22 protein-coding genes are annotated in these 25639 nt (G+C 71.4%); 15 read left to right on the forward strand and 7 right to left on the reverse strand.

Annotated features, from left to right (window positions below):
* The first annotated feature begins 337 nt into the window (after positions 1-337).
* Both AC5WAM_RS31270 and AC5WAM_RS31275 read left to right on the forward strand, forming a co-directional pair.
* Positions 338-1345: a TerC family protein gene (locus AC5WAM_RS31270; RefSeq protein WP_242716518.1), complete on the forward strand. Its 1008-nt coding sequence runs from the start codon at positions 338-340 to the stop codon at positions 1343-1345.
* A 169-nt stretch (positions 1346-1514) separates the two neighbouring features.
* On the forward strand, positions 1515-2615 hold the full coding sequence (locus AC5WAM_RS31275) for a calcium:cation antiporter (RefSeq protein ID WP_366790649.1): 1101 nt from the start codon (positions 1515-1517) through the stop codon (positions 2613-2615).
* Positions 2616-2633: 18 nt separating this feature from the next.
* Here the strand turns inward: AC5WAM_RS31275 and AC5WAM_RS31280 are convergent, their stop codons facing one another.
* Both AC5WAM_RS31280 and AC5WAM_RS31285 read right to left on the reverse strand, forming a co-directional pair.
* Positions 2634-3896: an MFS transporter gene (locus tag AC5WAM_RS31280; RefSeq protein WP_495523680.1), complete on the reverse strand. Its 1263-nt coding sequence runs from the start codon at positions 3894-3896 to the stop codon at positions 2634-2636.
* A 95-nt stretch (positions 3897-3991) separates the two neighbouring features.
* Entirely contained in the window at positions 3992-5059 is a 1068-nt protein-coding gene (locus AC5WAM_RS31285; RefSeq protein WP_495519584.1) for a S66 family peptidase, read from the reverse strand.
* 221 nt (positions 5060-5280) lie between these two features.
* On the opposite strand from AC5WAM_RS31285, the gene aroQ reads away from it, so the two are divergent.
* Positions 5281-5742, forward strand: a complete 462-nt coding sequence (gene aroQ / locus AC5WAM_RS31290; RefSeq protein WP_495519585.1) for a type II 3-dehydroquinate dehydratase — start codon at positions 5281-5283, stop codon at positions 5740-5742.
* 34 nt (positions 5743-5776) lie between these two features.
* On the opposite strand, the gene AC5WAM_RS31295 is transcribed toward aroQ, so the two are convergent.
* Together AC5WAM_RS31295 and AC5WAM_RS31300 are read right to left on the reverse strand one after the other, a co-directional pair.
* A complete protein-coding gene (locus AC5WAM_RS31295; RefSeq protein WP_138959096.1) occupies positions 5777-6433 on the reverse strand; it encodes an MBL fold metallo-hydrolase in 657 nt (218 codons plus the stop codon).
* A 20-nt stretch (positions 6434-6453) separates the two neighbouring features.
* Positions 6454-7161, reverse strand: a complete 708-nt coding sequence (locus AC5WAM_RS31300) for a maleylpyruvate isomerase family mycothiol-dependent enzyme (protein WP_495519586.1) — start codon at positions 7159-7161, stop codon at positions 6454-6456.
* A gap of 221 nt (positions 7162-7382) precedes the next feature.
* On the opposite strand from AC5WAM_RS31300, the gene uvrA reads away from it, so the two are divergent.
* Both uvrA and AC5WAM_RS31310 read left to right on the forward strand, forming a co-directional pair.
* Entirely contained in the window at positions 7383-10523 is a 3141-nt protein-coding gene (gene uvrA, locus AC5WAM_RS31305) for an excinuclease ABC subunit UvrA (protein ID WP_495519587.1), read from the forward strand.
* 280 nt (positions 10524-10803) lie between these two features.
* Complete coding sequence (locus tag AC5WAM_RS31310; protein WP_495519588.1) at positions 10804-11595, forward strand: crotonase/enoyl-CoA hydratase family protein; 792 nt, start codon at positions 10804-10806, stop codon at positions 11593-11595.
* A 195-nt stretch (positions 11596-11790) separates the two neighbouring features.
* On the opposite strand, the gene AC5WAM_RS31315 is transcribed toward AC5WAM_RS31310, so the two are convergent.
* Positions 11791-12357 carry a YceI family protein gene (locus tag AC5WAM_RS31315; protein ID WP_495519589.1) on the reverse strand — a complete coding sequence of 189 codons (567 nt, stop codon included), beginning with the start codon at positions 12355-12357 and terminating at the stop codon, positions 11791-11793.
* Positions 12358-12469: 112 nt separating this feature from the next.
* Here AC5WAM_RS31315 and AC5WAM_RS31320 point away from each other — a divergent pair, with 112 nt between their 5' ends.
* Positions 12470-13330 (forward strand): helix-turn-helix domain-containing protein, encoded by an 861-nt coding sequence (locus AC5WAM_RS31320; RefSeq protein WP_366790642.1) that lies wholly within the window; start codon positions 12470-12472, stop codon positions 13328-13330.
* A 154-nt stretch (positions 13331-13484) separates the two neighbouring features.
* Here the strand turns inward: AC5WAM_RS31320 and AC5WAM_RS31325 are convergent, their stop codons facing one another.
* On the reverse strand, positions 13485-14408 hold the full coding sequence (locus AC5WAM_RS31325; protein ID WP_495519590.1) for a carbohydrate kinase family protein: 924 nt from the start codon (positions 14406-14408) through the stop codon (positions 13485-13487).
* Positions 14409-14594: 186 nt separating this feature from the next.
* Between AC5WAM_RS31325 and AC5WAM_RS31330 the strand changes: the two genes are divergently transcribed.
* Positions 14595-15017, forward strand: a complete 423-nt coding sequence (locus AC5WAM_RS31330) for a Rieske (2Fe-2S) protein (RefSeq protein WP_366790640.1) — start codon at positions 14595-14597, stop codon at positions 15015-15017.
* 73 nt (positions 15018-15090) lie between these two features.
* Here the strand turns inward: AC5WAM_RS31330 and AC5WAM_RS31335 are convergent, their stop codons facing one another.
* Positions 15091-16035, reverse strand: coding sequence for a hypothetical protein (locus AC5WAM_RS31335; RefSeq protein ID WP_495523681.1), 945 nt, complete (start codon positions 16033-16035; stop codon positions 15091-15093).
* 267 nt (positions 16036-16302) lie between these two features.
* On the opposite strand from AC5WAM_RS31335, the gene AC5WAM_RS31340 reads away from it, so the two are divergent.
* From AC5WAM_RS31340 to AC5WAM_RS31375, 8 genes are all read left to right on the forward strand, one after another.
* Positions 16303-16974, forward strand: a complete 672-nt coding sequence (locus AC5WAM_RS31340) for a papain-like cysteine protease family protein (protein WP_366790638.1) — start codon at positions 16303-16305, stop codon at positions 16972-16974.
* A 5-nt stretch (positions 16975-16979) separates the two neighbouring features.
* Positions 16980-17864: a hypothetical protein gene (locus AC5WAM_RS31345; RefSeq protein ID WP_495519591.1), complete on the forward strand. Its 885-nt coding sequence runs from the start codon at positions 16980-16982 to the stop codon at positions 17862-17864.
* A gap of 91 nt (positions 17865-17955) precedes the next feature.
* Positions 17956-20076 (forward strand): excinuclease ABC subunit UvrC, encoded by a 2121-nt coding sequence (gene uvrC / locus AC5WAM_RS31350; RefSeq protein ID WP_366790636.1) that lies wholly within the window; start codon positions 17956-17958, stop codon positions 20074-20076.
* Entirely contained in the window at positions 20073-21008 is a 936-nt protein-coding gene (gene rapZ, locus AC5WAM_RS31355) for an RNase adapter RapZ (RefSeq protein WP_366790635.1), read from the forward strand. The genes uvrC and rapZ overlap by 4 nt, the downstream gene beginning before the upstream one ends.
* Positions 21005-22021, forward strand: coding sequence for a gluconeogenesis factor YvcK family protein (locus AC5WAM_RS31360; RefSeq protein WP_366790634.1), 1017 nt, complete (start codon positions 21005-21007; stop codon positions 22019-22021). Before rapZ ends, AC5WAM_RS31360 begins: the two co-directional genes overlap by 4 nt.
* Positions 22012-23013, forward strand: a complete 1002-nt coding sequence (gene whiA / locus AC5WAM_RS31365; RefSeq protein WP_138959085.1) for a DNA-binding protein WhiA — start codon at positions 22012-22014, stop codon at positions 23011-23013. Before AC5WAM_RS31360 ends, whiA begins: the two co-directional genes overlap by 10 nt.
* A 282-nt stretch (positions 23014-23295) precedes the next feature.
* Entirely contained in the window at positions 23296-24306 is a 1011-nt protein-coding gene (gene gap, locus AC5WAM_RS31370) for a type I glyceraldehyde-3-phosphate dehydrogenase (protein WP_172387546.1), read from the forward strand.
* 119 nt (positions 24307-24425) lie between these two features.
* The gene (locus AC5WAM_RS31375; RefSeq protein WP_366790633.1) at positions 24426-25637 is read left to right on the forward strand and encodes a phosphoglycerate kinase; all 1212 of its coding nucleotides are present in this window, start codon (positions 24426-24428) and stop codon (positions 25635-25637) included.
* Positions 25638-25639: the final 2 nt, after the last annotated feature.

Here is a 25639-nt window from a genome sequence, read left to right on the forward strand (position 1 = left end):
GCGGCGGCCCCCTCCGGGCGGCCGCGCCGAGAGCCCCTCATCACCCGACCGGTGAGGCACCAGCGCGCTCCTGACGAGTGATCCGCATGTCGACTAAGTGACCACGAACATCTCTGACCTCGCCATTTGGCGACTGTTTGCCGTGGCCTTTACCAAACCTTGGTCTTTCGCGTAGGCTTCTGTGTGCGGAGGGGAGTACTCCCTACGCGACGTGCCCGTCAATACGGACCGCCATCGGTCCCGGGGCGTCGGCCCGCCAGGCGCCGAGGGCGCCCGGGTGGAAGAGACCTCCGGCAGCGACGACGCTGATCAGTAGCCGTACGACGCCGGAGGCGCAGTGGACGTTTCAATGACCCTGTGGGTAACGACCGTTCTCGGTCTGTGTGCCCTGATCGCGGTCGACTTCTTCATCGGGCGCAAGCCGCACGATGTGTCGATCAAGGAAGCCGGAATCTGGACGATCGTCTGGATCGTGCTCGCCGCGCTCTTCGGGCTCGGCCTGCTGATCGCGGGCGAGACGCAGGCCTCGGGTGAGTTCTTCGCGGGCTTCATCACCGAGAAGTCGCTGAGCGTCGACAACCTCTTCGTCTTCATCCTGATCATGGCGAAGTTCTCGGTGCCCTCCCACCTCCAGCAGCGCGTGCTGCTGTTCGGCGTGCTGATCGCGCTGGTCCTGCGAGCGATCTTCATCGCCGCCGGCGCCGCGGTCATCGCCAACTTCTCCTGGGTCTTCTACATCTTCGGCGCCTTCCTGATCTACACCGCCTGGAAGCTCATCCAGGAGGCGCGCGCCGACGAGGAGGAAGAGGACTGGGAGGAGAACCGCCTCCTGAAGTCCATCGAGAAGAAGTTCGGCGTCTCGGACCGGTACGAGGGCACGAAGCTGTTCGTCCGGAAGAACGGCAAGCGCATCATGACGCCCCTCATGGTCGTCATGCTCGCCATCGGCACCACCGACGTGCTGTTCGCGATGGACTCCATCCCGGCGATCTTCGGCCTCACCCAGGACCCGTACATCGTCTTCACCGCCAACGCCTTCGCCCTGATGGGTCTGCGCCAGCTGTACTTCCTCATCGGCGGTCTCCTGCGGAAGCTGGTCCACCTCAGCTACGGCCTGTCGGTGATCCTCGGCTTCATCGGCGTGAAGCTCGTCCTGCACGCCCTGCACGAGAACGGGGTGCACGTCCCCGAGATCTCCATCCCGGTCTCGCTCGGCGTCATCTGCGGTGTCCTGGTCATCACGACGATCACCAGCCTCATGGCCTCCAAGAAGCAGCAGGAGCGCGATGCGGCCGCCGCGGAGACCGGCAAGGACGACGCCCAGAAGGACAGCATCGAGGCGTAACCGCCCTCTCCGTAGAGAGGCAGTACGAAGGTGCCCCTCTCCGTAGGGAGCGGGTACCGCCGGAACGAACCACCGGAAGCGGTGCACAGTCCTCGACTGTGCACCGCTTCCGCATAGAGAGGAACGCATGGAGTCGCGGCCCTCCCGCGCGCGGGGCAGCATCGAAGGCATGATCCCTAGACTCCGGACCATCGCCTCGCGATGGACGGCAGCAGTGCCCGTTCTCGGAGTCGTCCTGCTCGCCTGCACGTGGGGGCGGGAACTGCCCGGCGGCATCGTCGCCCTGGTGACGGTGGTCCTCGCGGGGGCCGTGCTCGCCGCGGTGCACCACGCCGAGGTCATCGCGCACCGCGTGGGCGAACCGTTCGGCTCCCTGGTCCTCGCCGTCGCCGTGACGATCATCGAGGTGGCCCTGATCGTCACCCTGATGGCCGATGGCGGCGACAAGAGCTCCACCCTGGCGCGCGACACCGTCTTCGCCGCCGTGATGATCACCTGCAACGGCATAGTGGGACTCTGTCTGCTCACCGCGGCCCTGCGCCACCGCGTCGCCGTCTTCAACCCCGAGGGCACCGGGGCGGCCCTCGCGACGGTCGCCACGCTGGCCACGCTCAGCCTGGTCCTGCCGACGTTCACGACGTCCAAGCCGGGCCCGGAGTTCTCCACCTCGCAGCTCACCTTCGCGGCCCTGGCCTCACTCGTCCTGTACGGCCTGTTCGTGGCGACCCAGACCGTGCGCCACCGCGACTACTTCCTGCCGGTCACCAAGGACGGCAACGTCCTCGACACCGACGACCACGCCGAGGGCCCCTCCGCCCGCACCGCCCTGATCAGCCTCGGGCTGCTCGCGCTCGCCCTGGTCGGCGTCGTCGGCCTCGCCAAGGGCGTGTCGCCGACCATCGAGTCGGGCGTGGAGTCCGCGGGCCTGCCGCACGCCGTCGTCGGCGTGATCATCGCCCTGCTCGTGCTGCTCCCGGAGACCATCGCGGCCGTGCGCGCCGCCCGCCGCAACCGCGTGCAGACCAGCCTGAACCTGGCCCTCGGCTCGGCGATGGCCAGCATCGGCCTGACCATCCCGGCCGTCGCCATCGCCTCCGTGTGGCTGACCGGGCCGCTCGTGCTCGGGCTCAGCTCGACCCACATGGTGCTGCTCCTGCTCACGGTCGGCGTCAGCACGCTCACCGTCGTGCCGGGCCGGGCCACGCTCCTCCAGGGCGGCGTCCACCTGGTGCTCTTCGCGGCCTATCTGGAGCTGGCCATGAACCCGTGAGAGGCGGGGCGGTGCCCGTCACCCGGTGACCGGCACCGCCCGGCCCGCAGGCCGCGTCTCCGGCAGCAGCGCGAAGCAGCCGAGGCTCAGCACCGCCACGGCCGTCAGATACGCCGCCACGCCCCAGGGCGTGCCCGCGCCGCGGGCCGCCGCCGTCGCCACGAGCGGCGTCAGGGCGCCGCCGAGCACCCCGGCGAGGTTGTAGCCCACCGCGGCCCCCGTGCAGCGCACCCGGGGCTCGTACAGCTCCGGCAGATAGGCCGCGACCACCCCGAACATGGTCGTGAACGCGATCAGGGCCACCAGGAAGCCGAGGAACATCAGCAGCGGCTCGCCCGTCGCCAGGAGCGCCACCATCGGGAACATCCACAGGGCGATCGCCGCGCACCCGAGCAGACACAGCGGACGCCGCCCGTAGCGGTCGCCCAGGTGCGCCGACACGGGCGTCAGCGCCCCCATGACGACGACGGCCGCCATCACGCACGCCAGCATCACCGTGCGGCTCACACCGAGCCGCTCCACACCGTAGGCCAGCGACCACGTCGTCACGGCGTAGAACACCGCGTACCCGACCGCGAGGGCGCCCGCCGTGAGCAGGACGAGGCGCCAGTGGCCGCGCGCCACCTCGGCGAGCGGCACGCGCGCGGGCTCGCGCACGCCGAGGAAGTCCGGGCTCTCCTCCAGGGAGGCGCGCAGCGCGAGCCCGGCCGCCGCGAGCAGCCCGGCCACCCAGAACGGAATCCGCCACCCCCAGGAGGCGAACTGCGCCTCCGTGAGCGTCACCGAGAGCCCCAGGGTGATGCCGTTGGCGAACAGGAACCCGATCGCGGGGCCGATCTGCGGAAAGCTCGCCCACAGCCCGCGCCGCTCGGCGGGCGCGTGCTCGGCCGCCAGGAGCACCGCCCCGCCCCACTCGCCGCCAAGCCCCACGCCCTGCACGAACCGCAGGACGAGCAGCAGCAGGGGAGCGGCGGCACCGATCGACTCGTACGTCGGTACGCAGCCGACGGCGACGGTGGCGAGGCCCGTCATGAGCAGGGAGATCACCAGGACGGGCCGCCGTCCGTGCCGGTCGCCGACGTGCCCGAAGACGACGGACCCCAGCGGCCGGGCGACGAAGCCGACGCCGAACGTCGCGAATGCGGCGAGCGTGCCCGCCACGGGGGAGAACGTCGGGAAGAACAGCGGCCCGAGCACGAGCGCGGCCGCGGTGCCGTAGACGAAGAAGTCGTAGAACTCGATGGCGGTCCCCGCGAGCGAGGCGGCGGCGAGTCGCGGCAGCGACGGTGCGGCCCCCACCCGGGGTGTTGACGGAGAGTCACTGGTGTGCACGTTCCGTCAACACCCCGCCGTGCGGGGCGGTTACGGGAAGCGCTTCAGTACGTGACCGTGATGCGCCTCTGCGAGCCGTCCACCCGCACGACGCCCCCGTAGGGGATCACGTACTGGGGATCCGTGTGCCCCAGGTCCACGTCGAAGACCGCCATGGTGTCCGGGGCGTACGCGTCGAGCGCCCGGAGCACCGCCTCGCGCTGTTCGCGCGCGTAGCGGATCCGCTCCTCCGGAGGGTGGGGCCGGTCGAAGCTCCAGCTCTTCGCGCGGCCCATGAGGAGCGCGTCGAAGCGGGCGAGGAGCCCGCGCTCGCCCAGGGCGCGCAGGATCCGGAACACCGCGTCGGCGGAGGGCAGTTCCTCGGACGTCTCCAGGAAGAGCACATGACCGTCGTACGCGGCCGGGTCGGGGGCGATCTCGCGGTCCGCCATCAGGAGCCACGACAGGACCTCCAGACTGCCACCCCAGGTGCGCCCCTCCACGACCCGCTCGGCGCCCTCGGGCAGGTGCCAGGTCCAGCCCTCGCCCGGCTCGGTCGTCGGCTCGGCGAGGAACGTGTCCGGGTCGTCCCAAGGGACGTCCATGACGCGGAAGCGGTCGGCAGGGACCACTTCGTAGGGACCCGGTACGAAGAGGGCGGCCCGAAGGGAGTCGGCGGTCTGCCGGGCCATGGCCCCCGGGCGTCCCAGCTCGCTCATCACGGAGGCGCCGTGGAAGCTGACGATGCCCGTCTGCCACAGGAAGGCGTGCAGGACGGTGTTGTCGCTGAACCCGAAGAACGGCTTCGGGTTGGCGCGGATCAACTCGCGGTCCAGGAACGGCAGCACGGTGATCAGGTCGTCGCCCCCGATGCTCGCGATGACGGCCTTCACCGTCGGGTCGGCGAACGCGGAGTGCAGGTCCTGCGCCCGCTCGCGCGGCGAGGAGCCCCTCTTGCGCGTCGTCGGGTACTCCACCGGCTCCAGGTGGAACTGTCCCTGAAGGCGCGCGAGTCCCAGGTCGAAGGGCAGCGGGAAGAGTTCCGGCAGTCCGGAGGACGGCGAGACGACCGCCACGCGGTCGCCCGGCCGGGGCTTCGGGGGGTAGCGGGGCGGCTCCCGGGACGGCGTCATGCCCGGCAGCGTACGTCGGGCCGCCCGGCACCCGCACCGCGATAAAAGGCCCGTCATGCGCCACCACGGGTCCTGGGGACGCAGTGCGGCCAAAGCCTGCGACGCGCCCTTCGGAGACCCGTGACGCACCGCGCGGAAGCCGGGGGCGCACCATGCCGAACAGCCTGTGACGCGCCGTGATAGACCGTCTGTGAGCAGCAGCCCGACGCACGGAGGACCCTGTGCCCCACACCCTCGCCACCGCCCCGATCATGATCCTGAACGGGCCCAACCTGAACCTCCTGGGCAAGCGGCAGCCGGAGATCTACGACACCGACACGCTCGCCGACGTCGAGGCCCGGTGCGCCGAGGCGGCCGCGGCGCACGGCGGGACGGTCGACCTCAGGCAGTCCAACCACGAGGGCGAACTGGTGGACTGGATCCACGAGGCGCGCGAGCACCACGTGGGCATCGTCATCAACCCCGCCGCCTACTCCCACACGTCCGTCGCCATCCTGGACGCGCTCAACGCCTGTGACGGCATGCCGGTGGTGGAGGTCCACATCTCCAACATCCACCAGCGGGAGTCCTTCCGGCACCACTCGTACGTCTCGCAGCGCGCCGACGGCGTCATCGCGGGCTGCGGGGTGCAGGGGTACGTCTTCGGGGTGGAGCGGGTGGCCGCACTGGCGGCGCGGGGCTGACGGCGGCGCCGGGGAACCGGCGCCGCCCACCGGCTCACCAGCCGCGCTCGCGCCACTCCGGCAGGTGCGGGCGCTCCGCGCCGAGCGTCGTGTCGTCGCCGTGCCCGGGGTACACCCAGGTCTCGTCCGGAAGCGTGCCGAAGATCTTCGTCTCGACGTCGTCGATGAGGCTCGCGAACCGCTCCGGGTCCTTCCACGTGTTGCCGACGCCCCCGGGGAAGAGGCAGTCGCCCGTGAAGACGTGCGGATGGCCGTGCGGGTCGTCGTAGACGAGGGCGATGGAGCCCGGCGTGTGGCCCACGAGATGGCGCGCGGTGAGCGAGATCCGGCCGAATTCGATCGTGTCGCCGTCGTCGACGAGGACCTGCGTCGGCACCGGGATGCCCTCGGCGTCCTCGCGGCCCGCGTACGTCCGCGCGCCCGTCGCCCCGACGACCTCCTCCAGGGCCTGCCAGTGGTCGCCGTGCTGGTGGGTGGTGACGACGGCCGCGATGCCGTCGTCGCCGATCAGGGTCAGCAGGGTCCGGGGCTCGTTCGCCGCGTCGATCAGGAGCTGCTCGTCGGTGGCCCGACAGCGCAGCAGGTAGGCGTTGTTGTTCATCGGCCCGACCGCGACCTTCGAGATCATCAGGTCCCGCAACTCGTGCACGTCCGCGGGTCCGCCGACCTTCACCGCTCCGCTGTACGTCATGGAAGTCAGCCTAATCCGTCCTAGAGCGCCGGCAGGGAGGGGAGCGGACCGCCTTCGACGGTCAGGGCGGCGGCGAGCTCCGCCGGGTCGCGGCGGCCCGCCAGCCAGCCGAGCAGGGCGGGTGCCGGGCCGCTGACGGTGACCTCGGGCTTGTCGGGGCTCTTCGGGGCACGGCCCGTGCTCCACGCGCGCGTGCCGTCGGTGACACGGGTCGCGGGGACGTCGGCCTTCCCCAGGAAGCGGGCCGTGAGGAAGTCGATCTCGCGCTCCACGAAGTCGGCGGGAAGGTCCTCCAGCTCGTACCCCACGCCCAAGTCCACGTGGTGCAGCTCCATCTCGATCCACCGCCGGAACGGCACCCGGGACGCGGAGTCCGTGACGCCGTTGCGCAGCTCCACCGTCCGGGACCAGTCCGCGGGCCGGTCGGCCTCGTCCTGGAAGCGGGCCGCGGAGAGCCGCAGGTCCTCGATCTGCTCGGCCAGGGGCCGCGGCGCGCCGCGCTCGATGTCGCCGTCGCGGGCCTCGGCGCTCGTGTACATGGGGCGGCCTGCGAGAACGTTCACCAAAGCGTCGGCGTTCCGCGCGAGGTGGGTGAGGACGTGGCCACGGCTCCAGCCCGGAAGCCGTGACGGCTCGGCGGCCGCGGCGTTGTCCCATGAGGAGACTGCGCTCAGCAGCCTTTCGGTCGCGTCACGTACAGACGCCAGGTCGCGCACATGATCAATCATGGGCCAGACGATAGCCCCGCCACACGTTCGGGTGAAGGCGGTGGACCACCCCCTCAAATCGAATGTCCGTGCTATACGCTCGGCAGAAGCATCGGGCACTCTTGATGGTCCGGGTTTCACCAACCACAGGATCCGGCCCGGCATTGTCAGTGGGTCGCCCTAGTCTGTGAAGGACGGGGGCCCCGCCCCTGTCACTTCTCTCAAGAAAGGTGCGGACCGGCGTGGCCGACCGTCTCATCGTCCGTGGCGCGCGCGAGCACAATCTCAAGAACGTCTCGCTCGACCTCCCGCGTGACTCCCTCATCGTCTTCACCGGTCTGTCCGGGTCCGGCAAGTCCTCGCTCGCGTTCGACACGATCTTCGCCGAGGGCCAGCGCCGGTACGTCGAGTCCCTCTCGTCGTACGCGCGCCAGTTCCTCGGCCAGATGGACAAGCCCGACGTCGACTTCATCGAGGGCCTGTCGCCCGCGGTCTCCATCGACCAGAAGTCGACCTCGCGCAACCCGCGCTCGACGGTCGGCACCATCACCGAGGTATACGACTATCTGCGCCTGCTGTTCGCGCGCATCGGCAAGCCGCACTGCCCCGAGTGCCGCCGCCCGATCAGCCGCCAGTCGCCGCAGGCCATCGTCGACAAGGTCCTCGAGCTGCCCGAGGGCAGCCGCTTCCAGGTCCTGTCGCCGCTGGTGCGCGAGCGCAAGGGCGAGTTCGTCGACCTCTTCGCCGACCTCCAGACGAAGGGGTACAGCCGCGCCCGGGTCGACGGCGCCACGATCCAGCTCTCCGAGCCCCCCACGCTGAAGAAGCAGGAGAAGCACACCATCGAGGTGGTCGTCGACCGCCTCACGGTCAAGGAGAGCGCCAAGCGCCGCCTGACCGACTCCGTGGAGACCGCGCTCGGCCTCTCCGGAGGCATGGTCGTGCTCGACTTCGTCGACCTCCCCGAGGACGACCCCGAGCGCGAGCGCATGTACTCGGAGCACCTGTACTGCCCGTACGACGACCTGTCCTTCGAGGAGCTGGAGCCCCGCTCCTTCTCCTTCAACTCGCCCTTCGGCGCCTGCCCCGACTGCACCGGCATCGGCACGCGCATGGAGGTCGACCCCGAGCTCCTCGTCCCCGACGAGGAGAAGTCGCTCGCCGAGGGCGCCATCCACCCCTGGTCGCACGGCCACACGAAGGACTACTTCGGCCGTCTGGTCGGAGCCCTCGCCGACGCCCTCGGCTTCTCCATGGACATGCCCTGGGCGGGCCTCCCGCAGCGCGCCAAGAAGGCCCTGCTGTACGGCCACAAGACCCAGATCGAAGTCCGCTACCGCAACCGGTACGGTCGCGAGCGGGTCTACACCACCGCCTTCGAAGGCGCCGTCCCCTTCGTCAAGCGGCGCCACTCCGAGGCCGAGAGCGACTCCAGCCGCGAGCGCTTCGAGGGCTATATGCGCGAGGTGCCGTGCCCCACCTGTGAGGGCACGCGCCTGAAGCCGATCGTCCTGGCCGTCACGGTCATGGACAGGTCCATCGCCGAGGTCTCCGCGATGTCCATCAGCGACTGCGCGGACTTCCTCGCCCAGCTGAAGCTGACCGCCCGCGACAAGAAGATCGCCGAGCGCGTCCTCAAGGAGGTCAACGAGCGGCTGCGCTTCCTCGTCGACGTCGGCCTCGACTATCTGTCCCTCAACCGCGCCGCGGGCACCCTCTCCGGCGGCGAGGCCCAGCGCATCCGCCTGGCCACCCAGATCGGCTCCGGCCTGGTCGGCGTGCTCTACGTCCTCGACGAGCCCTCCATCGGCCTGCACCAGCGGGACAACCACCGGCTCATCGAGACCCTGGTCCGGCTGCGCGACATGGGCAACACCCTGATCGTGGTCGAGCACGACGAGGACACCATCAAGGTCGCCGACTGGGTCGTCGACATCGGCCCCGGCGCGGGCGAGCACGGCGGCAAGGTCGTGCACAGTGGCTCCCTGAAGGAGCTGCTCGCCAACGACGAGTCCATGACGGGCCAGTATCTGTCGGGCAAGAAGGAGATCCCCGTCCCCGACGTGCGCCGCCCCGCCGACCCGAGCCGTCAGCTCACGGTCCACGGCGCCCGGGAGAACAACCTCCAGGACATCGACGTCTCCTTCCCCCTCGGTGTGCTCACGGCCGTCACGGGCGTCTCCGGCTCCGGCAAGTCGACCCTCGTGAACGACATCCTGTACACCCACCTCGCCCGCGAGCTGAACGGCGCGAGGTCCGTCCCCGGCCGCCACACGCGCGTGGAGGGCGACGACCTCGTCGACAAGGTCGTCCACGTCGACCAGTCGCCCATCGGCCGCACCCCCCGGTCGAACCCGGCGACGTACACCGGCGTCTTCGACCACGTCCGCAAGCTCTTCGCGGAGACCGCGGAGGCCAAGGTCCGCGGCTACCTCCCCGGCCGCTTCTCGTTCAACGTGAAGGGCGGCCGCTGCGAGAACTGCTCCGGCGACGGCACCATCAAGATCGAGATGAACTTCCTCCCGGACGTGTACGTCCCGTGCGAGGTCTGCCACGGCGCGCGGTACAACCGCGAGACGCTCGACGTGCACTACAAGGGCAAGTCCATCGCCGAGGTCCTCGACATGCCCATCGAGGAGGCGCTCGACTTCTTCGAGGCGGTCCCCGGCATCGCCCGCCACCTGAAGACCCTCCACGAGGTGGGCCTCGGCTATGTCCGCCTCGGCCAGTCCGCGCCCACGCTCTCCGGAGGCGAGGCGCAGCGCGTCAAGCTGGCGAGCGAGCTGCAGAAGCGCTCCACGGGCCGCACGGTCTACGTCCTGGACGAGCCGACCACCGGTCTGCACTTCGAGGACATCAGCAAGCTCATCAAGGTCCTGTCCGGCCTGGTCGACAAGGGCAACACGGTCATCGTCATCGAGCACAACCTCGACGTGATCAAGACGGCCGACTGGGTCGTCGACATGGGCCCCGAGGGCGGCAGCGGCGGCGGCCTCGTCGTCGCCGAAGGCACCCCCGAGCAGGTGGCCGGAGTGCCCGCGAGCCACACGGGCAAGTTCCTGCGGGACATCGTCGCCGCCGACCGCATCAGCGACGCGAGTCCGTCTCCGGCGCGGCGCACGAGGAAGAAGGCGGCCGTGGCGGCCACCTCCGCCCCCGCGAAGAAGACGGCGACCGCCCGGACGACCAGGACCGCCGCCGCGAAGAAGACGACGGCCTCCACCGCCAAGGCCTCCACCAAGGCCGCCACCGAGAAGGCGACCGCCAAGAAGGCCCCTGCCAAGAAGGCCACAACCAAGAAGACCGTCACCAAGAAGACCGTCACCAAGAAGGCGGTCGCGAAGAAGGCACCCGCGAAGAAGGCGGCGAGCCGCAAGGCCTGACCGCGAGGCCGGGCGGCGGGAACCCGGGCACGGCACCGCAGAGCCGGGCCGCAGAGCCCGGCCGCGCCTCCTCCGCGAGGCCCGGGACGCGGCACTGCGAAGCCGGACCGCGCGACCCGGCCGCGTCCGGACCGCGCGACCCGGCCGCATACCAGGGGCGCGCCCTCCGCAAGGACGGCGCGCCCCCGCCTTGTCGCACGGTACGCCGCCGTGATCGGCTGAGGCGGCCAGGACCGGGCCCGGTCCTCGGACCCGTACGACCACCAGGGAGACGTACGACATGTCCACACCCGCAGGGCCCGCCGTCCGTGTCGAGCGGAGCGGACCCGTCACCACCGTGGTCCTCTCCCGCCCGGACGTGCGCAACGCCGTCGACGGGCCCACCGCCCACGCCCTGGCCGACGCCTTCCGCGCCTTCGACGCCGACCCGGAAGCGGCCGTCGCCGTCCTGTGGGGCGAAGGCGGCACCTTCTGCGCGGGCGCCGACCTCAAGGCGATGGGCACCCCGGACAGCAACGACGTCGCCGAGGTGGACGGCGCGCACGACGGCCCCATGGGGCCCACTCGGCTCGCGCTCACCAAGCCCGTCATCGCCGCGATCTCGGGGCACGCCGTCGCGGGCGGCCTGGAGCTGGCCCTCTGGTGCGATCTGCGGGTCGTCGAGGACGACGCGGTGCTCGGCGTGTTCTGCCGCCGCTGGGGCGTGCCGCTCATCGACGGCGGGACGGTACGCCTGCCCCGGATCGTCGGCGAGGGCCGCGCCCTCGACCTGATCCTCACCGGCCGGCCCGTGGACGCCGCCGAGGCCCTCGGGATGGGTCTCGTCAGTCGAGTCGTACCGCAGGGCACCGCCCGTGCCGCAGCGGAGCGGCTGGCCGCCGAGATCGCCGCGTTCCCGCAGACCTGTTTGCGGCACGACCGGCTCTCCGTCCGTGAACAGCACGGGCTGCCCGAACAGCAGGCGCTGGCGGGCGAGTTGCGGCACGGCCTGCACGCGCTCGCGGAAGCAGCCGAAGGCGCCGCCCGTTTCACCGCCGGAGCGGGACGGCACGGCGCCTTCGGAGAGAGCTGACCGAGGACTCGTACTGCCGTACTGCCGGCAGGACGAGCAGGACGAGTAGCCCGGGCAGTACAGGCAGTACGGGCAATGCAAACAGGGTCAGTAACGCGAACAGGGCCGGCGAAGCGGGCAAGGGGAGCAAAGGGACAGCGAGGGCTACCGGACAGGCAGCCGCTCCGCCTGGGTGCCGCCCTTCCCGGGCTCCGGTTACGCGTCGGCCTTCCCGGGCTCCAGGAACTGCATGTCCAGCTGGATCTTGACGACCTCACCGAGCATCCCGGGAGCGAAGGACAGGCCGTACTCGCTGCGCCGGATCTCACCCGTCGCCTCGAAACCGGCGTGCCGGACCTCGCCGAACTCGCCGAGCCCGCCGAACTCCACGGCGAGCGTCACCGGGCGCGTCACCTCGCCGATGGTCAGCTCGCCCGCCATCGTCCAGTCCTCACCCGCGCCCTCAAGGCGAGTGGAACGGAAGGTCATGGTGGGGCGGCGCTCCACGTCGAGCAGGTCGGACGCGCGGACGTGCGCGTCACGGTCCGCGTTGCCGGTGTCGATCGACGCCAGCTGGATCGTGGACGTCACGGAGCTGGTCTCCAGGGTCTCGCCCACGACGAGCTCCGCGTCGAACTCGGCGAAACGGCCCCGCACTTTGGAGATGCCCAGGTGACGGATCGTGAAGTTCACCGCGGAGTGGAACGGATCGATGGCCCAGCGGCCCGCGGGCAGAGGAAGAGGGGTGGTGGCAACGGTCGCGTCAGTGGTTTCGAAGCTCATGCCGACCACTGTGGGGCGGGCCGCGAGGCGGAGGAAGGCCGGGCCGAGACTGGTAGTGACAGGGCCACGATCCGGGCCCGCGACCCGCGGATCCCCCTGGTACGTTCGCGGAGTGAGCGACAACGAGTTGGGCGCCTTCCTGCGCACACGCCGTGAAGCCGTCACTCCCACGGAGGTCGGCCTGCCGAGCGGGCCGCGTCGGCGCACCCCCGGACTGCGCCGTTCCGAGGTCGCCACGCTCGCGGGCATCAGCGTCGAGTACCTCACCCGCCTCGAACAGGGCCGCGACCGCAACCCGTCCGCGCAGGTGCTCGGCGCGCTCGCGGACACGCTGCGCCTGACCATCGAGGAGCGCATCCACCTGCGCCGCCTGGAGAAGGCCAGCGGCGGCGCCGACGACCCGTGCTGCTCGGCGGCCCCGCCCCCGGCCCGGGAGGTGCGCCCGACCGTGCGGGCCGTCGTCGACCGCCTGGAGCCCACCCCGGCCGTGCTGCTCAACCGGCTCAGCGACATCATCGCGTACACCACGGGGTACGAACGCGTCGCCCGTCCGCTGGGGCTCCTCGACGGCGACCGGCCCAACCTGCTGCGGTTCGTCTTCACCGACGAGAGGGCCCGCACCGCCTTCCCCGAGTGGGAGCGCGTCGCCGACGAGCAGATCGCCCACCTCAGAAGCGAGTCGCCGATGATCGACCCGCATGTGGTGCAGCTCGTGGACGAGTTGACGGTCCTCGCCGGAGCGCCGTTCGCCGACCGCGCCCACGCCGTGCCCGATGTGCCGCGCCGCAGCGGCGTGCAGCGCCTCAGCCATCCGCAGGTGGGCACCCTGCGTCTCGCGTACGAGTCGCTCGCCCTGCCCGACGTTGACGGGCAGCGCCTCCTGGTGCACCTCCCGGCCGACGACGCCACGTCGGCCGCGCTCGACCGGCTGAACGGCCGCCAGCCGGGCGGCTTGCGCGCGGTCAGCGGCTGAGCCGCCACCCCCGCAGGCACGCGCGCCCCCGCAGGCACGCTTAGCCCCGCAAACACGCGCACCTCCGCAGGCACCCGCTGGCACGCGGCACCCACAGGCCCACACCGGCCCACCCACGCGTCGGTACGCGTCAGCCGTTTCGGCGGGCTACTCGTTACCCGTCCACCTCCGCCGCGTACGGCGGCTCGGCGCCCGCGCGTGAGCAGGTCATGGCCGCCGCGCGCGCCGCGAAGCCCAGGACGTCCGTCCACGCGTCGGCGTCGAGCCCGGCCACGGCGTCCGCCGACAGCGCGTCCCGGGCGGCCAGGGAGTGCAGCAGCGCCGCGTTGACCGTGTCGCCCGCGCCGATCGTGTCCACGACGTCCACGGGGACGCCCGGTACGTCGACCTCCCCGCACGCGCGCGTGAGCACCGACAGACCGTCGCCGCCCCGCGTGACCACGACGGCGGCGGGCCCGGACGCCAGCCACTCCTGGGGCGTGCCGCCCAGCCAGCGCGCGTCCTCCTCCGACAGCTTCAGGAGCGCCACCGACGGCAGCCAGCTCTTGAAGCGGGCGCGGTAGGCGTCCGCGTCGGGGATGAGACCGGCGCGGATGTTGGGGTCGAGGGCCGTGAACACGCCCTGCGCCGCCGCGCGCCGCATCAGCTCCTCGTACGCGCTCGCGCCCGGCTCCAGGACCATCGAGCAGGTCCCGAACGTCATGGCCCGTACGCCGTCGGGAAGGCGCGCGGGCGCGGCGAAGAGCCGGTCGGCCGTGCCGTCGACGTAGAAGGAGTAGCCCGCCGAGCCGTCCGCGGCGATCGAGGTCAGGGCCAGCGTCGTCGGCTCGGTGCCGCGCTGCACCAGCGAGACGTCGACACCAGCCGTCCGCAGCCGCGCGAGCAGCGCCTCGCCGAACGCGTCGCGCGAGACGCGGGAGCAGAAGCCGGCGGGGGAGCCGAGGCGGCCGAGCGCGACCGCGGTGTTGAAGGGCCCGCCGCCGAGCCGGGGCGCGAGCGGGGCGAGGGCCGCGTCCGGCGGCGGACCGGCGTCCTGCGGAACGAGGTCGATGAGGGCTTCACCTGCGGCGACTATCACTGATGGTTCCTTTCCCGCGCTCCGCTTGCGCACAGGCTAGAGCCTGTACGGGCGGCCGGACCGGGGCGGGCGGCACTCGGGCACGGCCGGGGCCGACACGGTCACGTTCGTGCCGGGCGCGGTCACGAAGGTCCGTAACGGTAGGGTCTGCCCCGTCGCCAAACCCTCCTGACCTGTGGAGACCTCATGTCCGGCACCCCTCACGCCCGTCGCGCCGTGCTGCGCGCGGCCGCGCTCGTCCCGGTCGCCGGGCTCGGTCTGACGGCCTGCTCGTCCGGGGACGGCAACGGCAGCCGCTCGGCGCCGACCGAGCCGGTGGACCTGGGCGCGGCCGACGAGGTGGCCGTGGGCGGCTCGAAGCTGTACACCGACCACAACGTGGTGGTCAGCAGGATCGCGGACGACGAGTACAAGGCGTTCAGCACGATCTGCACGCACGCGCGGTGCCCCATCCACAAGCTCCAGGGCAGCAAGCTGACCTGTCAGTGCCACGGCAGCCAGTTCGACGCGAGGAACGGCAAGGTGCTGCACGAGCCCGCGGTGGCCCCCCTGGAGGAGCTGCCCGTGAAGGTGGCGGGCGGCAAGATCGTGGCGGGCCCCGGGGCCTGAGACGGCTCCGGGCCCCGGGCGGGGCGCTCACTCCACGCCCGCTCTCCGGGCCCCCTGTCCGTTCCCCGGGCCCTCACTCCCAGTCCCACTCGATCCCGACGATCCCGGCCCGCACCTGCGGCTCCACGAGGTGCACCGACCGGTGGCTGCCGGTCAGCGTGAGTTCCCTGCGCCCCACGCGCGGGGCGGCCGCCGAGTGCTGGGTGAAGCGGTGGCAGCGCACGGGCAGGGCGCCCTTGGCGAAGCGGACCTGGAGGGCGTACTGGCCGCCCGCGAAGCTGAAGCCGCGGAAGTACTCGCCGCTCGCCCCGGCCGTGCCGTCCTCGAAGCCGTAGCGGAACATATGCGTCTCGCCCGCGCGCAGGCGCACGTCGAAGAGCAGCTCGGCGACCAGGACGCCGGTGTCGTGGTGCCAGCGGACGCGCCCGGTGCGGCAGTTGTCCAGGGCGAGGACCCGGGTGCGCTCGGGCGCGCAGCCCGGGTCGCCGTGGTGGATGGCGACGTAGCGGTCCACGCCGTCCCGGTGCGCGCGCACGATGTGCTCCGAGTCGCGGCCGAGCAGCTCGCGCGCCGCGCCGATGCGGACGCGCTCGTGGTGGCCGACGGTGTGCAGGCCGCCGTCGAGCGGGGACTCCAACTCGCCCAGGAGGGCCTGGAGGACGTCGGCGGCCTCCACCAGGGAGCGGTACGAACGGGCGGGGGGCCGTTCGCCGTCAGGACAGTCGTCGGTACGGGCGAGCAGCCGGATCAGGGACTCCTCGGGGAGGTCGAGTATCTCCTCCAGGGCGCGCACGGCCCGCAGCGACTCGGCGCGCTGCGGGCGGCGCGCGCCCTGCTGCCAGTAGCTGAGGCTGGTCACCCCGACGCTGACGCCGTGGCGCGCGAGGTGGTGGCGCACGCGTTGCAGGGGCAGTCTGCGCGCGGCGATCGCCGCGCGCAGCGCGACGTGGAAGGGGCCGGTGCGCAGGGCGGAGGCGAGCTCCGCGGGGACGGTGTCCGCGAGGGGGGAGGCGGGCAGGCGGGTGGGGGGATGCGTGGGGGAGGGCGCGGGCCGCACCGCGGGTCCTTTCTGTGAACGTTCACACAGACCGTGGGTGTGTACGCGCTGATCGGAGCGGGCGACCAGGTGAGCGTACGGCCGGTGTTCACAGGGGTGGGCTGTTGTTCACGGTTCCATTAACCCCGCATTGAAGCGTGTTGACCGGAAGTCAACAAGGCTTGATGCTCAATCCAGCGTCCGGACGCGTTCCTCCACCTCAAACCCCCACTGGTCGGGAGGACCGCGATGCACCACAGATCCAGCAACTCCAGTCGGCGGAGACGGCTTTCCGCCCTCGCCGTCGCCGTGACGGCCCTGGCGGCCGTGCCGACGGCCACGGCCGCGGCGGCCCCGCACGACACCGCCGCGCCGCGCTCCACAACGTCCTCCGTGTCGTCCTCCGCGGCCGGTGAGCGCGCCGCCGCCCCGTCCGCCCTCGCCGCCAAGCGCCTGAACCTCACCATGCAGGCTCAGCAGAAGACCAACTGGTGCTGGGCGGCGGCGGGCAACACCATCGCCACCTTCATGGGCAAGAACTACTCCCAGAACCAGTTCTGCAACGCGGCCTTCAACCGCAGCCAGAACACCGAGTGCCCCAACAACCAGGCCACCCTGGGCAACGTGCAGACCGCCCTGGGCTGGATGGGCATCAACCGCGGCTCCTACGTCAACGGCTGGCTGCGCTACGACACCGTGCAGGCCGAGATCAACGCCAACCGTCCCGTCGAGACCCGCATCCAGTGGTCCAACGGCGGCGGCCACATGCACACCCTCTACGGCTACGACACCGCCAACAGCTGGGTCTACTGGGGCGACCCGTGGCCGTCGAACGACCGCTACAACTGGGCGTCGCACTCCTGGTACATCGACAACAACACGTTCTCCTGGACCCACTCGCTGTACCGGATAGGGGCGTGAGCGCGATGACCCGTCACCTGCCCCGCGTCTCCGTAGAGAGCCGTTACGCCCGTGGCCGCCTCCTGAAGGCCACGCTCGCCGGTTCCGCCGCCGCGCTGCTGCTCGGGCTCGCGGCGCCGCACGCCACCGCGGACTCCGGCCCGGCGGCGCCGCCCGCGCCCGCCGCCCCCTCCGAGGCCACCCGGGGCGCCGCCCACGACGCGGCGAAGGCCCCGAAGACCCTCGACACGCTCTCCCGGTTCTTCGCCCGCGACGGCGCCGTCAGCAAGGCGAAGGCCGCGCCCCGCGTGACGGAGGAGCGGGCCGTGCCCGTCTACTACCTGGCGGCCGACTTCGTCGCGGGCAAGAAGGGCGCACCGATCGCCGCCATGGAGTTCCTCGCCAGCGAGGCGGTCTCCTCCGACGGCCAGAAGGCGTCCCTGTGGACCGCCCGGCAGGCCGGCTCCTGGCAGGTGGTGAACATCGCCACCGGGAACGACGAGACGCGCTACGCACGCGTGGGCGCCGACAAGCTCCCCGGAGGCACCGTCTTCATCGAGCCGCAGATCAACGCCTGGTACGTGCAGAAGGGAGAGCGGATCCTGCCGCTCGACCGGGACGCGATCCGTGCCGTTGGCGCGAACGGCACCACGGTCGCCGCCTACCAGCGCCGGGTGCACAAGGCGTACGGGGACAAGCTGCCGGGGTCCGCGTACGCGAAGTCCGGCAAGGCCGGAGGCTATGACGAGCCTGCGGCCGCCCCCCGGTCCGAGGGCAGGACCGCTTCCGCAGCCGGGTCCGCGGACGGTCCCGTGACCGTGGTCTCCTCGGTGGCCGCCGCCGGTGCCGCCGTCGCGCTCGGCCTCTCCGGGGCCGCGCTCGTCCGGCGTCGCTCGCGCCGCCTCGGCTGAGACCGCCCGGCTCCGGCCGGAGCCCGCCCGCCCGTCCCGCCGGGCGGGCGGGTCCGCGCCGCTGTCCTACCCCGCCAGTAGGCTGTCCGACATGGCCGACCCTTCCAGCTACCGCCCCAAGCCGGGACAGATCCCCGACTCGCCCGGGGTCTACAGGTTCCGTGACGAGCACCGCCGTGTGATCTACGTCGGGAAGGCCAAGAGCCTGCGCCAGCGCCTCGCCAGCTACTTCCAGGACCTGGCGAACCTGCACCCGCGCACGGCCACCATGGTGACGACCGCCGCCTCCGTGGAGTGGACCGTCGTCGCCACGGAGACCGCCGCGCTGCAGCTGGAGTACACCTGGATCAAGGAGTACGACCCGCGTTTCAACGTCAAGTACCGCGACGACAAGAGCTATCCCTACCTCGCGGTGACGATGAACGAGGAGTTCCCGCGCGTGCAGGTGATGCGCGGTCAGAAGAAGAAGGGCGTGCGCTACTTCGGTCCGTACGGCCACGCCTGGGCCATCCGCGACACCGTGGACCTGCTGCTCCGTGTCTTCCCCGTGCGGACGTGCTCGGCGGGCGTGTTCAAGAACGCGGCCCGCACCGGCCGTCCCTGCCTGCTCGGCTACATCGGCAAGTGCTCCGCGCCCTGCGTGGACCGGATCTCTGCCGAGGACCACCGGGAACTGGCCGAGGACTTCTGCGAGTTCATGACCGGCCGCACGGGCACGTACATCCGGCGCCTGGAGCGTCAGATGACGGACGCGGCCGAAGAGATGGAGTACGAGCGGGCGGCCCGCCTGCGCGACGACATAGACGCCCTCAGGAAGGCGATGGAGAAGAGCGCGGTCGTCCTCGCCGACGCCACCGACGCCGACCTGATCGCCGTCGCCGAGGACGAGCTGGAGGCCGCCGTCCAGATCTTCCACGTGCGCGGCGGACGCGTGCGCGGCCAGCGCGGCTGGGTCACCGACAAGGTCGAGGCCGTCACCACCGCCGACCTCGTCGAGCACGCGCTCCAGCAGCTCTACGGCGAGGAGCGCGGCGACTCCGTGCCCAAGGAGGTGCTCGTCCCCGCGCTGCCCGACCCCGTGGAGCCCGTCCAGGAGTGGCTCACCCAGCGCCGCGGGTCGAACGTGTCGCTGCGCATCCCGCAGCGCGGCGACAAGAAGGCCCTCATGGAGACCGTCGCGCGCAACGCCCAGCAGTCGCTCGTCCTGCACAAGACCAAGCGCGCCTCCGACCTCACCACCCGCTCCCGGGCCCTGGAGGAGATCGCCGCGGCCCTGGAGCTCGACAGCGCGCCCCTGCGCATCGAGTGCTACGACATCTCGCACCTCCAGGGCGACGACGTGGTCGCCTCCATGGTCGTCTTCGAGGACGGCCTCGCCCGCAAGAGCGAGTACCGCCGCTTCCAGATCAAGGGCTTCGAAGGACAGGACGACGTCCGGTCCATGCACGAAGTGATCACGCGGCGCTTCCGGCGCTACCTCGTCGAGAAGGAGAAGACGGGGGAGTGGAGCCCGGAGGAGGCCCAGGAGGGCCTCACCGAGGACGACGGCCGCCCCAAGAGGTTCGCGTATCCGCCGCAGCTCGTCGTCGTGGACGGCGGCCAGCCGCAGGTCGCCGCCGCCCAGCGGGCCCTGGACGAGCTGGGCATCGACGACATCGCGGTCTGCGGCCTCGCCAAGCGCCTCGAAGAGGTCTGGGTGCCCGGCGAGGACGACCCCGTGGTCCTGCCGCGCACCAGCGAGGGCCTCTATCTGCTCCAGCGCGTACGAGACGAGGCGCACCGTTTCGCGATCTCGTATCAGCGGACCAAGCGGACCAAGCGCTTCAAAGCGAGCCCGCTGGACGACGTGCCCGGCCTCGGCGAGTCCAGGAAGCAGATACTGATCAAGCACTTCGGCTCGCTGAAGCGGCTCAGGTCCGCCACCATCGACCAGATCTGCGAGGTTCCCGGCGTCGGCCGCAAGACGGCGGAGGCCGTCCTCGCGGCCTTCGCCCAGGCGGCCCCGGCACCCCCCGCCGTGAACACCGCCACAGGAGAGATCATGGAGGACGAGGACCCCGTGGGGACGGGAGACTCGCATACAGGCGAGGAGCCCGCCCCGGCGGACGACCCGCCGCACGGCAAGGGGGCCACACCGACCGCGGCCCCGAACGAAGGCGGGACGGCCACACCCGTGGGCGCCCCGGAACGACGACGGGGGATGGAGACATGAGCGAGCACGACGAAGGCGGTACCCAGGTGAGTACGGGCACGACCATCGAGCCGGGCGAGGCCGCCGAAGCGGCCATCCCGGAGCTGGTGATCATCTCCGGCATGTCCGGCGCGGGCCGCAGCACGGCCGCCAAGTGCCTGGAGGACCTCGGCTGGTTCGTCGTGGACAACCTGCCGCCCGCACTGATCCCCACCATGGTCGAGCTGGGCGCCCGCTCGCAGGGCAACGTCGCCCGCATCGCGGTCGTCGTCGACGTGCGCGGCCGCCGCTTCTTCGACAACCTCCGCGAGTCCCTCGCGGACTTGGAGTCCAAGCACGTCACCCGGCGCATCGTCTTCCTGGAGTCCTCGGACGACGCCCTGGTGCGCCGCTTCGAGTCCGTCCGCCGCCCGCACCCGCTGCAGGGCGACGGCCGCATCGTCGACGGCATCGCCGCCGAGCGCGAGCTCCTGCGGGAGCTGCGCGGCGACGCCGACCTGGTCATCGACACCTCCAGCCTGAACGTGCACGAGCTGCGCGCCAAGATGGACGCCCAGTTCGCGGGCGACGAGGAGCCCGAGCTGCGGGCCACGGTCATGTCCTTCGGCTTCAAGTACGGCCTGCCGGTCGACGCGGACCTCGTGGTCGACATGCGCTTCCTGCCCAACCCGCACTGGGTCCCGGAGCTGCGCCCCTACACCGGTCTCAACGAAGAGGTGTCGGCGTACGTCTTCAACCAGCCGGGCGCCAAGGAGTTCCTCGACCGCTACACCGAGCTGCTCCAGCTGATCGCCGCGGGCTACCGCCGCGAGGGCAAGCGGTACGTGACCATCGCCGTGGGCTGTACGGGCGGAAAGCACCGCTCCGTCGCCACCTCCGAGAGGCTCGCCGCGAGCCTGTCCTCCGCCGGCATCGAAACGGTCATCGTCCACCGGGACATGGGGCGCGAATGAAGCCCAACCGCCGGGTGCTCCGCCTGAACCGCATGGGCCGCAAGCGGGGCGCCCAGCCCAAGGTCGTCGCCCTCGGCGGCGGCATGGGCCTGTCCGCCTCGCTCGCCGCCCTGCGCCGCATCACCGGGGACCTCACCGCCGTCGTCACCGTCGCCGACGACGGCGGTTCCAGCGGCCGCCTGCGCCAGGAGCTCGGCGTGCTGCCGCCCGGCGACCTGCGCAAGGCGCTCGCCGCGCTCTGCGGCGACGACGACTGGGGCCAGACCTGGGCCCGCGTCATCCAGCACCGCTTCCAGTCCCGCGGCGACCTGCACGAGCACGCGGTCGGGAACGTACTGATCGTCGCCCTGTGGGAGCAGCTCGGCGACCACGTCCAGGCGCTCGACCTGGTCGGCAAGCTGCTCGGCGCACAGGGGCGCGTGCTGCCCATGTCCGCCGTGCCCCTGGAGCTGGAAGCCCTGGTCAAGGGCCACGACCCGGGGCGCCCGGACGACGTGGACACCGTGCGCGGCCAGGCCACCGTGGCGCTCACCCCCGGCGAGGTGCAGTCCGTGCACCTGGTCCCGCAGGCCCCGCCCGCCGTCCCGGAGGCGGTCGCCGCCGTTCTGGACGCCGACTGGGTGGTCCTCGGGCCCGGCTCCTGGTTCTCCTCCGTGATCCCGCACCTGCTCGTGCCCGAGCTGCTCGACGCGCTCACGGAGACGAAGGCCCGCCGGGTCCTGTCGCTCAACCTCGCACCGCAGCCCGGAGAAACCGAAGGCTTCTCTCCGCAGCGTCATTTGGAGGTTTTGGCCCGACACGCCCCTAAACTCGCCCTGGACGTGGTGCTGGCCGACGAGGCCGCCGTGCCCGACCGTGGGTCCCTGACCGATGCCGCCAAGCGGTTCGGTGCCACGGTGGAGCTGGCGCCGGTGGCCCGCGAGGACGGCAGCCCCAAGCACGACCCGGAGCTGCTTGCCGCCGCGTACGACCGTATTTTTCGGATGCATGGAAGGATCGGCCCATGGCGATGACGGCAGCGGTGAAGGACGAGATCTCCCGGCTTCCCGTCACCCGGACCTGCTGCAGGAAGGCGGAGGTCTCGGCGATCCTGCGGTTCGCGGGCGGGCTGCACCTGGTCAGCGGCCGCATCGTGATCGAGGCGGAGCTGGACACGGCGATGGCGGCGCGCCGGCTCAAGCGGGACATCCTGGAGATCTTCGGGCACGGCTCCGAGCTGATCGTGATGGCCCCCGGCGGCCTGCGCCGCGGCTCGCGGTACGTGGTCCGCGTGGTCGCGGGCGGTGACCAGCTGGCCCGCCAGACCGGTCTGGTGGACGGCCGCGGCCGTCCCATCCGCGGCCTGCCGCCGCAGGTGGTCTCGGGGGCCACCTGCGACGCCGAGGCCGCCTGGCGCGGGGCCTTCCTCGCCCACGGCTCGCTGACCGAGCCCGGCCGCTCGTCCTCCCTGGAGGTGACGTGCCCGGGTCCGGAGGCCGCCCTCGCCCTGGTCGGCGCCGCCCGGCGGCTGCAGATCGCCGCGAAGGCCCGTGAGGTGCGCGGCGTGGACCGCGTGGTCGTCCGTGACGGGGACGCGATCGGCGCCCTGCTGACGCGCCTGGGCGCCCACGAGTCCGTGCTCGCCTGGGAGGAGCGACGGATGCGGCGCGAGGTGCGCGCCACCGCCAACCGCCTCGCCAACTTCGACGACGCCAATCTGCGCCGCTCGGCCCGCGCCGCCGTCGCCGCGGGCGCCCGGGTGCAGCGCGCCCTGGAGATCCTCGGCGAGGAGGTCCCCGAGCACCTCGCGGCCGCGGGCCGGCTGCGCATGGAGCACAAGCAGGCCTCCCTGGAGGAGCTGGGCGCCCTCGCCGACCCGCCGCTGACCAAGGACGCGGTCGCGGGACGCATCCGCCGCCTGCTCGCGATGGCCGACAAGCGGGCCCAGGACCTGGGCATCCCCGGCACGGAGTCCAATCTGACCGAGGACCTCGCCGAGGAGATGGCGGACAACCTCGCGGTCTGACGCGGAGGCCTGACGGCGCGGCCCGGCGGAGGGCCGCGCCGGGCCCCGCCGGGCCCTCCGGCAGCGTCCGAATCGCGGAATTTGCGCTCACCCGTGCAAGGGGTGAAACGGGTGAGCGCCATGGTGAGCGTGGTGCTTCTCACTACCGGACGGTATTGCCTTCGAGGGGGGTTCTCGATGTCACCCGGAGGCCTTCGGAGAGGTAGGGTCGGAGGCGGTCGGGGACATCCCAATACATCTCGCCGGCGTCTCAGACCGGCGTACCAACGAGGAGATCGGTTCGTGACGATCCGCGTAGGCATCAACGGCTTTGGCCGCATCGGTCGTAACTACTTCCGCGCGCTCCTTGAGCAGGGTGCGGACATCGAGATCGTGGCTGTCAACGACCTGGGTGACACCGCGACCACCGCACACCTGCTGAAGTACGACACCATCCTCGGCCGCCTCAAGGCCGAGGTGTCCCACACCGAGGACACCATCACCGTCGACGGCCACACCATCAAGGTGCTGTCCGAGCGCAACCCCGCCGACATCCCGTGGGGCGAGCTGGGCGTCGACATCGTCATCGAGTCGACCGGCATCTTCACCAAGAAGGCCGACGCCGAGAAGCACATCGCCGGTGGCGCGAAGAAGGTCCTCATCTCGGCTCCGGCCAAGGACGAGGACATCACCATCGTGATGGGCGTCAACCAGGACAAGTACGACGCGGCCAACCACCACGTCATCTCCAACGCCTCCTGCACCACCAACTGTGTGGCGCCGATGGCCAAGGTCCTCGACGAGAACTTCGGCATCGTCAAGGGTCTGATGACGACGGTCCACGCGTACACCAACGACCAGCGCATCCTGGACTTCCCGCACTCCGACCTGCGCCGCGCCCGCGCCGCCGCGGAGAACATCATCCCGACCACGACCGGTGCCGCCAAGGCCACCGCCCTGGTCCTCCCGCAGCTCAAGGGCAAGCTGGACGGCATCGCCATGCGCGTCCCGGTCCCGACCGGCTCGGCCACCGACCTGGTCGTGACGCTGCAGCGCGAGGTCACCAAGGACGAGGTCAACGCCGCGTTCAAGAAGGCCGCCGACGACGGCGACCTCAAGGGCATCCTGTTCTACACCGAGGACCCGATCGTGTCCTCGGACATCGTCAGCGACCCGGCCTCCTGCACCTTCGACTCCTCCCTGACCATGGTCCAGGAGGGCAACTCGGTGAAGATCCTCGGCTGGTACGACAACGAGTGGGGCTACTCCAACCGCCTCGTGGACCTCACGGTCTTCGTCGGCGGTCAGCTCTGAGGCGCTCGCGCGCTTAGAGCAGGCACCCAGATGTGAGCAGCAGGGTCCGGACCGTTAACGTCCGGACCCTGCAGCATGTCAAAGCCCTCTCCGCAGCCCCTCTCAAGGAGTCCCTCTCTATGAAGACGATCGATGAACTGCTCGCCGGCGGTGTCGCGGGCAAGCGGGTCTTCGTCCGCGCGGACCTGAACGTGCCCCTCGACGGCACCACGATCACCGACGACGGCCGCATCCGCGCCGTCCTGCCCACCGTCAAGGCCCTCGCCGACGCGGGCGCCCGAGTGGTCGTCGCCTCGCACCTGGGCCGCCCCAAGGGCGCCCCGGACCCCGCCTTCTCGCTCGCCCCGGCCGCCACCCGTCTCGGTGAACTCCTGGGCACGGACGTGCGGTTCGCCACCGACACGGTCGGCGACTCCGCCAAGGCCGCCGTCGCGGGCCTGGCCGACGGCCAGGTCGCCGTCGTGGAGAACCTGCGCTTCAACGCGGGCGAGACCAGCAAGGACGACGCCGAGCGCGGCGCCTTCGCGGCGCAGCTCGCCGAGCTCGCCGACGTGTACGTGGGCGACGGCTTCGGTGCCGTGCACCGCAAGCACGCCTCGGTCTTCGACCTGCCGGGCAAGCTGCCGCACTACGCGGGCTATCTGATCGCCACCGAGGTCGGTGTCCTGAAGAAGCTCACCGAGGACGTCCAGCGCCCCTACACCGTCATCCTCGGCGGCGCCAAGGTCTCCGACAAGCTCGCCGTCATCGACGAGCTGCTCGGCAAGGCCGACCGCCTCCTGATCGGCGGCGGCATGGCGTACACCTTCCTCAAGGCCAAGGGCCACGAGGTCGGGATCTCCCTCCTTCAGGAGGACCAGATCCCGGTCGTCACCGAGTACATGGAGCGCGCCGAGAAGAACGGCGTCGAGCTGGTGCTCCCCGTGGACGTCCTGGTCTCCACCGACTTCCCCGACCTGAAGACCAAGGCCCCGGCCGACTTCGAGACGGTCGACGCCGACAGCATCCCGGCGACCATGGAGGGCCTGGACATCGGCCCCAAGACCCGCGAGCTGTTCGCCGCGAAGATCGCCGACGCCGAGACGGTCTTCTGGAACGGGCCGGTGGGCGTCGCCGAGCACCCCGACTACGCCGGTGGCACCGCCGCCGTCGCCCGGGCCCTGCTCAACTGCGACGGCTTCACCGTGGTGGGCGGCGGCGACTCCGCCGCGGCCGTCCGTAACCTGGGCTTCGACGAAAACGCATTCGGCCACATTTCGACCGGCGGCGGCGCCTCCCTCGAATATCTCGAGGGCAAGACGCTCCCCGGCCTCGCCGCACTGGAGGACTGACC

It is taken from the genome of Streptomyces sp. JLYT201 (assembly GCF_059448825.1).